The organism is Micromonospora sp. MP36, from assembly GCF_008119785.1.
Taxonomy (GTDB): domain Bacteria; phylum Actinomycetota; class Actinomycetes; order Mycobacteriales; family Micromonosporaceae; genus Micromonospora.
Genome location: NZ_VSFA01000191.1, coordinates 1 through 7356 on the forward strand (window position 1 = coordinate 1; position 7356 = coordinate 7356).

Annotated in this window: 6 protein-coding genes and 3 pseudogenes; 3 read left to right on the top strand and 6 right to left on the bottom strand. The window is 68.7% G+C overall.

Translation table 11 applies throughout. The features are described 5' to 3' along the window. A pseudogene (locus FXF52_RS42745) lies at positions 1-226 on the top strand (hypothetical protein); the annotation flags it as partial. 26 nt (positions 227-252) lie between these two features. Here the strand turns inward: FXF52_RS42745 and FXF52_RS43725 are convergent. After that, positions 253-542: pseudogene (locus FXF52_RS43725) on the bottom strand (transposase); the annotation flags it as partial. A 97-nt stretch (positions 543-639) separates the two neighbouring features. Here FXF52_RS43725 and FXF52_RS39775 point away from each other — a divergent pair. Beyond that, positions 640-1719, top strand: a complete 1080-nt coding sequence (locus FXF52_RS39775) for a hypothetical protein (protein WP_148804809.1) — start codon at positions 640-642, stop codon at positions 1717-1719. 50 nt (positions 1720-1769) lie between these two features. Here FXF52_RS39775 and FXF52_RS39780 read toward each other — a convergent pair whose 3' ends face one another. Beyond that, positions 1770-2162, bottom strand: coding sequence for a hypothetical protein (locus FXF52_RS39780; protein ID WP_148804810.1), 393 nt, complete (start codon positions 2160-2162; stop codon positions 1770-1772). Positions 2163-2313: 151 nt separating this feature from the next. Continuing rightward, positions 2314-2709 carry a hypothetical protein gene (locus tag FXF52_RS39785; protein WP_148804811.1) on the bottom strand — a complete coding sequence of 132 codons (396 nt, stop codon included), beginning with the start codon at positions 2707-2709 and terminating at the stop codon, positions 2314-2316. A gap of 117 nt (positions 2710-2826) precedes the next feature. On the opposite strand from FXF52_RS39785, the gene FXF52_RS39790 reads away from it, so the two are divergent. After that, positions 2827-4143, top strand: coding sequence for a hypothetical protein (locus FXF52_RS39790; protein WP_148804812.1), 1317 nt, complete (start codon positions 2827-2829; stop codon positions 4141-4143). A gap of 659 nt (positions 4144-4802) precedes the next feature. On the opposite strand, the pseudogene FXF52_RS39795 reads toward FXF52_RS39790, so the two are convergent. From FXF52_RS39795 to FXF52_RS39805, 3 genes and pseudogenes are all read right to left on the bottom strand, one after another. Then, positions 4803-5741 (bottom strand): annotated as a pseudogene (locus FXF52_RS39795) (IS110 family transposase); the annotation flags it as partial. A gap of 477 nt (positions 5742-6218) precedes the next feature. After that, positions 6219-6416 carry a hypothetical protein gene (locus FXF52_RS39800; protein ID WP_148804813.1) on the bottom strand — a complete coding sequence of 66 codons (198 nt, stop codon included), beginning with the start codon at positions 6414-6416 and terminating at the stop codon, positions 6219-6221. A 395-nt stretch (positions 6417-6811) separates the two neighbouring features. After that, a partial coding sequence (locus FXF52_RS39805; protein ID WP_222870936.1) for a hypothetical protein occupies positions 6812-7356 on the bottom strand: 545 nt, incomplete at its 5' end.

Below are 7356 nucleotides of genomic sequence, written 5' to 3' on the forward strand. Positions count from 1 at the left end.
CCTGCAATGGGCGTTCTGCAGCATCACCCGCTCCGCCTGGGCCCGAGACTTCTACAACGCCAAAATCGCCGCCGGCGACCGCCACTCCAGCGCCCTACGCAAACTCGGAAACCGCTGGCTCGAACTCCTCTGGCACTGCCTACGCCTCGGCCGCACCTACAACGAAGACGTAAACACCGCTAACCGCAACCGCGCCCTCGCACCCACCACACGAGCCGAAGGTTGACAGAGGGTGTCTCACCAGCGCGTCTCCCCGGCGAAATACCGGGCCGCCTTCCGCAGAATGTCCCGTTCCTCCTCCAACTCCCGGACCCGCCGCCGCAACGCGGCGTTCTCATCCTCCACCGAACCGGCCGCCGGCGGCGCGGCCGGCACGGCCGCCGCGCCCCCCGACGCCGATCATCGGCGCGGACCTAACTGCGCAACGTCTCCCGATTGACACCCAGATCGTCAGCGATCTGCGCGATCGTCGCCCCGGGACGAGACCGGTACAACGCGACCGCGTCAGCCTTGAACTCCGCGGGGTAGTGCTTCATCACCATCTGTCAGGGACTCCTGATCTCCCCGGACCATCACGATCCAAGGCTCAAGTGTCCAGGACCAGGGGGCAACTCCCCACTGGCCAGCCAAGATAGTCGGATGCCGGATCCTGAGACCCGTGTCGCCGCCGCCGTGAAGGCGGTCGGCCGGGTGCACCAGATGATGTTCGACGACCTCGACAACGCGCGGGGCGGCTTCGGCTGGTGGCACGGCTACCTGGGCCAGGCCCACACGATCTTCGCCAGCGACTACCTGCTCCAGATCGCCGGTCAGATCGGATCCTGCCTTCGCACAGCCGCGTGGCACGAGCTGGAGTTTCGGGAGAACCTCTTCGCCGACACGGAGTGGCATCGACGCAACGCCCTGACGGGGCCAAGCCTCATCGCCGAGCGCGGCCCGGTGGAGCTCCGCCGGCAACACCGCATCGGCGCCGCGGTAGACGGCTTCTTCACCTCGTGCGGTAGCGCGTTGGACGCCATCGCCGGGGCGGGTATCGGCGTGCTCAGCCTCCGCACCGACTTGGTGACAGCGTCCTGGTCGACGCTCAAGAAGGCGGCCATCGGCACGGACAGGGAGCGCGACAGGCTGTTGGCGCCGAAGGGCAGCAAGGCTCGGGAGGTGCAGGAGGCCGCGATCAAGGAGATCCTGGCCGCAGCCGACGGGGGCCCCCATGGCTGGCTGCCGTGGACCCTCAGCATGCGCAACACCCTCGTGCACCGTGCGCACCGCTTCACGGTCCACCACCTCGCCTGGACCGATCGCCGCCGGGGCAAGCTTATGCACTCGGTGCATCTGCCGAGAGACCCCCAGCTCACGGACATCGAGGCGTTCGTACTCGGGGAGAAGGTCGACCAGATGCTCCTGCCCGAGCACGCCGGCGACACCATGGCCGGCGTCCTCGACCAGCTGGTCGACCTCGCCGCGACCGCCGGCACCCAGCTGGAGGCGGTGTGGCAACGCCGGCGCGCAGACCCGGAACTGCTTCGCCAGGCCACGGAGCAGTGGCCGGTGCTGTACCCCGCCAAGCGGGATCTGTCCGGGTTCGCGGGCTTCGGGGGTGCCGTCGAGATCACCGGGAACATGCACGTCAGCCCGCAAGCAGGCCGCCGTTTCGCGGCCTCGCGGATCCTGGATGGAAACCGAGAGTTCTGGCAGGCGGAGTTCACGAAGGAGACGTGAGCCGCTCGGGGGGCTGAGCCACCTCGGCCACCCGTCTGATATGCCGACCGCTACTCGGCAGCCGGCAAGGTCAGGCGGTAGTCGAACGAGCCGCCGTTGCCGCGCTGGGCGATCAGGCCGCGGCGGGTCAGCTCGTACGCAGCATCCATGAGCACCATCGCCACGAACCGGTCGTAGGCCATCTTCCAGCCCTTGGGGTCGTGCTCATTTCGTAGGCTGTCCGACAGTGCGCCCGGGTAGAACTGGTCCGGCCGGAAGTTGATGAGCTGCCCCTCCGGGTCGGCGGCATCAGCCAGGCCCTCAACGAGTGCCGATATGTGCAGCGATCGGTGCACGATGGCCTCCGCCTCGTCGCGCCACTCGTCGGGCCCGACGAAACGCGCGCCGGCGATGAAGCTCCACCGCGCGTCATCGGTCACGATCTCGTCCAGGACGTCGTCCACCGCTGCTCCCTTCGACGGGCTGACATGGCCGTGCCGAGCGTAACGGCGGCGATGAGCGGGCAGGGTGGAGCGCCGGGCGACTACTGGAATGGTCGATGGCGCCCAGCGCCGAGGGCGGCTACGGGACCAAGCCGAATCCGCGCCGACCCGCTCAGCTGCCGATGTCGAGCAGCAGCGGCACGTCGTAGACGGACAGGTCGAGCCGTGGGCGGATGTAGCGGACGTGGTGCCGCCACCTGTAGTGCTCGTACGCAGTGTCGACCTTAATCTCCGCGACGACAGCCGCCTGGACCTGGGCGTACCGCAGCGGCTCCGGCCGGTCGAGCTGCCCGGACCAGCTTGCGGGTAGCGGCTGCGGCCACGGGTGCCCGACCGGGCCGCCGGGTCGTTGCGCGTACGGCGGGGTCAGGAGCGGAGCGAGTTCCCGTCGCTGCGCCGGTCGCAGCGGGTGGGTGCGTCCTGTGTACCTCAGCCGGCCCCGTCGGTCGAACCGGCCGATCAGCAGCGTGGCCGGGTCGCCTGGCGCACCAATGACTGCCCGTGTCAACGCCGGCCGAAAATTTTCGGCCGGCGTTGACAAACCTGATCGAATCGCTCGGTGGGGGGGCCGGGCTCCCCCGGCAGGGGGAGCCCGGCCCGACCAGATCCTTCTAACGTGCCTGCCATGGACACCCAGAATGACGACGCCTGCGCGGTAAAGCCACCACGAGGATCAGCTGCGGCGACGGGCATGCTCACGCTCCTCGTCGCCGGCGTGGGCGCGCTGTGGCTCGGCCGCCCGTCGATTTATCCATTCGGCTCCGCCGACAAGGTCACGGTATCGGTCACCCACCTGATCGAGCATCGGCTCGCAGGCGTGATGCTGCTGGCGGCCGCGGCCTTGGGGCTGGTCGCCACCGCGTTCGCGGCTCGCCGGTGCGCCCGGGGCACCTCCCTGCGGATCGCTGGCGCGATCGCCGTCGCCGAGACCCTGTTCTTTGGCCTGGTGATGGCCGACATCACGCTGATGGTGGGGCTTGCCTATAGCCTTACGCTGACCAGTCCGCTGATCGTACTTACCGCCGTGGCCGTGGCCTGCGTTCGCCGCCAGCGGATCGGGTACCTGGCCGCCGGGGTGGTGCTGGCATTGGCCACCGTCGGGGTGGCGACCGGCTTCCTCACCGTCGGCTCAGTGTCACGGTTCGCCCGCAACGTGGGGCACAGCTTTGCGAGCTACGACCTGCGGCTGTTGTGGGGTATTGGGATGTCGGCCATCGCCGCCGGTTGGGCGTTCCTGACCTACCGGTTGCTGCACCAGTCGATGCTGCTGCGCGGTGGCGGTCAACTTCCGGCCTGGACGACCCCCGAAGGTGCCCGCCGGTGGGGGAGATTCGTCACGATCGCGGCGGCGCTGTGCCCGCTGACGTACGGCCTGCTCCGGCTGACCTGGCTGACGCCGTGGCCGGTTGGCCTGATGGGCAGCGAGGACAATCCAGCGACCCGAATGCAGGGTGCGGGGCTCGGGGTGGCTGCGGTTGGCGGCACGGTGCTCACCCTTGGCCTGATCGCCCGGTGGGGCGAGCGGTTCCCGCGTTGGCTGCCGATGGTGGGCGGTCGTCCCGTGCCGCCGTGGGTGGCAGTGATCCCGGGTGGCGTGGTCGCCGCCGCGGCGTGTGTTGCCGCGCCGGGCTTCGTCCTGCACGGGCTGGAGAGCGATGGTATGGGCGTCGGCATGCTGCTGGCTCTGCTGATCTTTCCGTTCCCGGTCTGGGGTCCGTTGCTGGCCGCCGCCGTGCTGGCGTACCGGCTGCGCCGCGCGTCGGGAAAGGTCAGCGGCGCCACCGCGGCGGCGGTTGATGGCCCCCGCCGCTCGACCGCCGAGCCGACATCGCGCGTCGCGGACGCCGGCATTGCCCTGCGGAGCCTGCCAGTCCCCCCCCGGCCTAACGCCGCCGCGCGTAGTCACCGGGTGCCTCCGTCTTTCCCGGTGGGGGCCCGGTGACCCACCGTTCTACCCTGCTACGCCGTGCGCCAAACCGGGCCAGGCCATGGGACATGATCGATGAGCAGTGTGCCGCATACGTGCGGGAACTCCTCGCGCCCTTGCGGCCGATGCAGGAGCTGCCTTCGGGGACCATCGAGGGACCACAGGTGGTGCGCGTTGATGCACGGCGTGCACTCGACCGAACGGCTTGATCATAAGCAGAGGGTGTGTGACGTGCACAAACGTGTGCCGCCTCGTCCTGGGGGTCATCCCTGAAGGAGCGGGGCTGGTCAAGTATCGAACGTCGGGTGTTTTTAGTCGTTTTCTGATGGTTTCCCGGGCGGGTGTGGGCACGCGTCGTCGAGGGGTCGGTGTCAAGGTTCGACCGGAGGTCGACCCGTAGGGCTCGGCCTTGACGCCGGTCCCCGGCGGCGCATCATCGTGGCGCCGGGAACGCGGCTGTTCGGTTGTGGGGCCGCTGTCTCCAGTGTCCGGAATGGACAATATGGCGGAACGGGTGGTCCGGTTGCCGGTCATCCCTTCGCCGCGCATGCTGTGGCGGCATGGAGTGGTGCGGCTGCAGCCAGGCGGGGTCAATCAAGTTCACTCGACCGCGCCACCGTTGGTGGGGGTCATACCCCCAGCGACCTCGCGTCCTGGCTGCGCCGGGCTGGTGGTCACGCTGGTCGGGCCAGGCAACGGATGTGCCCGTCGCGTAGCCCGTAGAAGACCAGCGTGAGGAGTTTGCGGGCTGCGGCGGTCTTGCCGATGTTCGCGCCGCGGTGTTCGCCCACGCGCAGGCGGGTGCGCCCGATCGGGCCGCTGGGCAGGGTTTGCACGGCTTCGACGGCGGCCCACCGCATGAGATGGTTGCCCTGTTTGGTGATCCGGCCGCGGTGGACCTTGGTGTCGGACTCGCGATGCCTGGGGGTCAGTCCGGCCCAGGAGCACAGCTGCTCGGGGCGGGCGAAGCGGGTCACGTCACCGATCTCTGCGACGAACACCGCGGCCAGCACCTGTCCGACGCCGCGGATGGTTTGGATCGCCTGATACCCGGGGTGGGTCTTCAGTTGGGCTTCGGTGCGCTTGGTGAGAGCGTCGATTTCGAAGGTGAACGCGTCGATCAGCCGCCGCAGTGATATCACCCGCGCGTGAAACGGCGCATCCAGGCTGAGCTCGTCGAGCAGTTTCTGACCGCCGGCGCCGAACAGGTCCGAGACCGAGACACGCACACCCTGCTTGGCCAACACCGCATGAACCTGGGCCTTGAGCCCGGAGCGCAAGGCGACCAGCTTGCACCGATGCCGAATAGCTTCCCGCAGGCCGCGAATCTCCGGCGGAGCGATCCACGCCTCGGGCAGCCGGTCCATCCGCAGCAGGTCCGCCAGGTCGGCAGCGTCACGCTCGTCGTTCTTCACCCGCCGATAGGCGAACGCCTTGATGCCCAACGGATGCGCCAGGTGCACTACCGCGCCGGCGTCGGCCAGTACGTCGGCCGCCCAGTACCAGCCATAGGTGGCCTCCAACACCACCTGCGGGCTCTCACCCCACGAACCGACCTGCCGTGCCAACTCGAACGGGTCGTTGTCGATACGAACCGCGCCGCCGAGCCGTTTCCCATCGGGGTCATCCGCACGATCACACTGCGCCGCCGGTGCAGGTCTATCCCCACATACTGACGGCCGCCATACTCATCCACCAGGGGCCTCCTTCGTAGTGGTGAGTCGTGACAACCCCCAGCAAACAACCGCCGAGGGTGACTGTCACGAGGAGCGGAGGCCCCGCTCCTTCATCCCATCAAGGGGTCGTCGGTTCAAATCCGGCCGTCCCGACAGCGAGAGGGTTTCCGCAGGTCAGCGACTTGCGAAAACCCTCTTTCATTGCTTGGCATGGATGCCTGGTCTAGCACGCCGCTGTTGGACTCCTTGACTCGGGCAGGTTGTCATGCCACTACTGCTGGCTGACCAACCTCTCCGGCAGGCGAACCTCCGCCTTGACGTCCGCCCTCTGCTCGTCGAACGACAAAGGTGCACGGTGGCGGTGACTCCGCGGGGGACGCGGAAGTACACATCCAACCCGTCTGGCGTCGGCGATCAGATTGCCTCGACCTCGGCGCCGGCTTGGTCGGCGACGCCATGCTGCACGCACTGCCAGTTGACCGCTGTCCGGGCAACGAGCTCGAAGTCGGGGTCGTGGTACAGAAGTTCGTCGGCCCGCTCGCGGCGCCGCAGTTTGCCGAGCGCGGCCTTGAGCGCCTCGTGCGTGAGTTTGCCGATCACGCCGGCGGCCATGGCCTGTCCGATGAGAAGGGCAGTCGCCTGCGCCCAACCTGAGAACTCGTGGCGAAGGTGGCCGGAGTGGGGCCGGAGCTGATGTCCGGCTCGTGGGCGATCTCGGTAGCCAGGGCGTCATCATGGCTCATGCTCGCAGGGTAGGCGCGCCGCCAAACCTGCGGTGAACCTGGTCAGGCCCGCCCGCGCGGTAGCACGGACGCGCGCACGCCCCCGACCCCAAGGTCGGGGGCGTTGCTCCGCATGGCCCCGAGTCAGCTCAGCCGCAGCCGGAAGTCGGCCCAGGCCCGCTCGGCGGTGGCCGCCTCGCCGTGGGGCGTCAGGGTCCGCACCTGCGAGATCGACAAGTCAGCCGACCGCTCGTAGGTGATGAGCGAGTGCCGGTGGGCGGAACGTTACCCGACCGTCGCAGTTAGGCCTTCGCCTCCGCGGCCGTCTGCGATGAGCGCTTCGATTCTCGCCGCTACCTCGGGCAGTCCGCCATCGCCGAGGGGTCGACCCGTCCGCAGTTCGATGAGGTGGCGGACGACCGTCAGGTGCTCAGTAAGGTCCGCGGGGCCTGAAGGGTAGGTGGCCTGCTGCATCTCTGAGACGGTGGCGGCAATCGCCGCGACCACGTGGCCGAGCTGGGTATTCGCCGTGTGGGAGAACTCCGCCACGTCGATGCCGGCCTCCCGCACCGCGTCAAGGGCTCGTAGCAGGCCGAGCTGGGCGTCGTACCACACCCCGAAGAGGGCGAGGTCCCAGACCGCGGCTGCCTCCGGCGTCTGTCCGACAAACCGTGGCTTGCTGAGCAGCTCGAGGGTCGTCTTGTGGTGCTCGAACGCGTGCCGGGAGCCGCTGTACAAGATCGTTGCGGCAGTGGTGCCGATCATCTCAGGCGAGGCTTGAACCGCCACCGTGTCTCCCGGGGTTACCCCCGCGGCGACCAGCGCCCCCG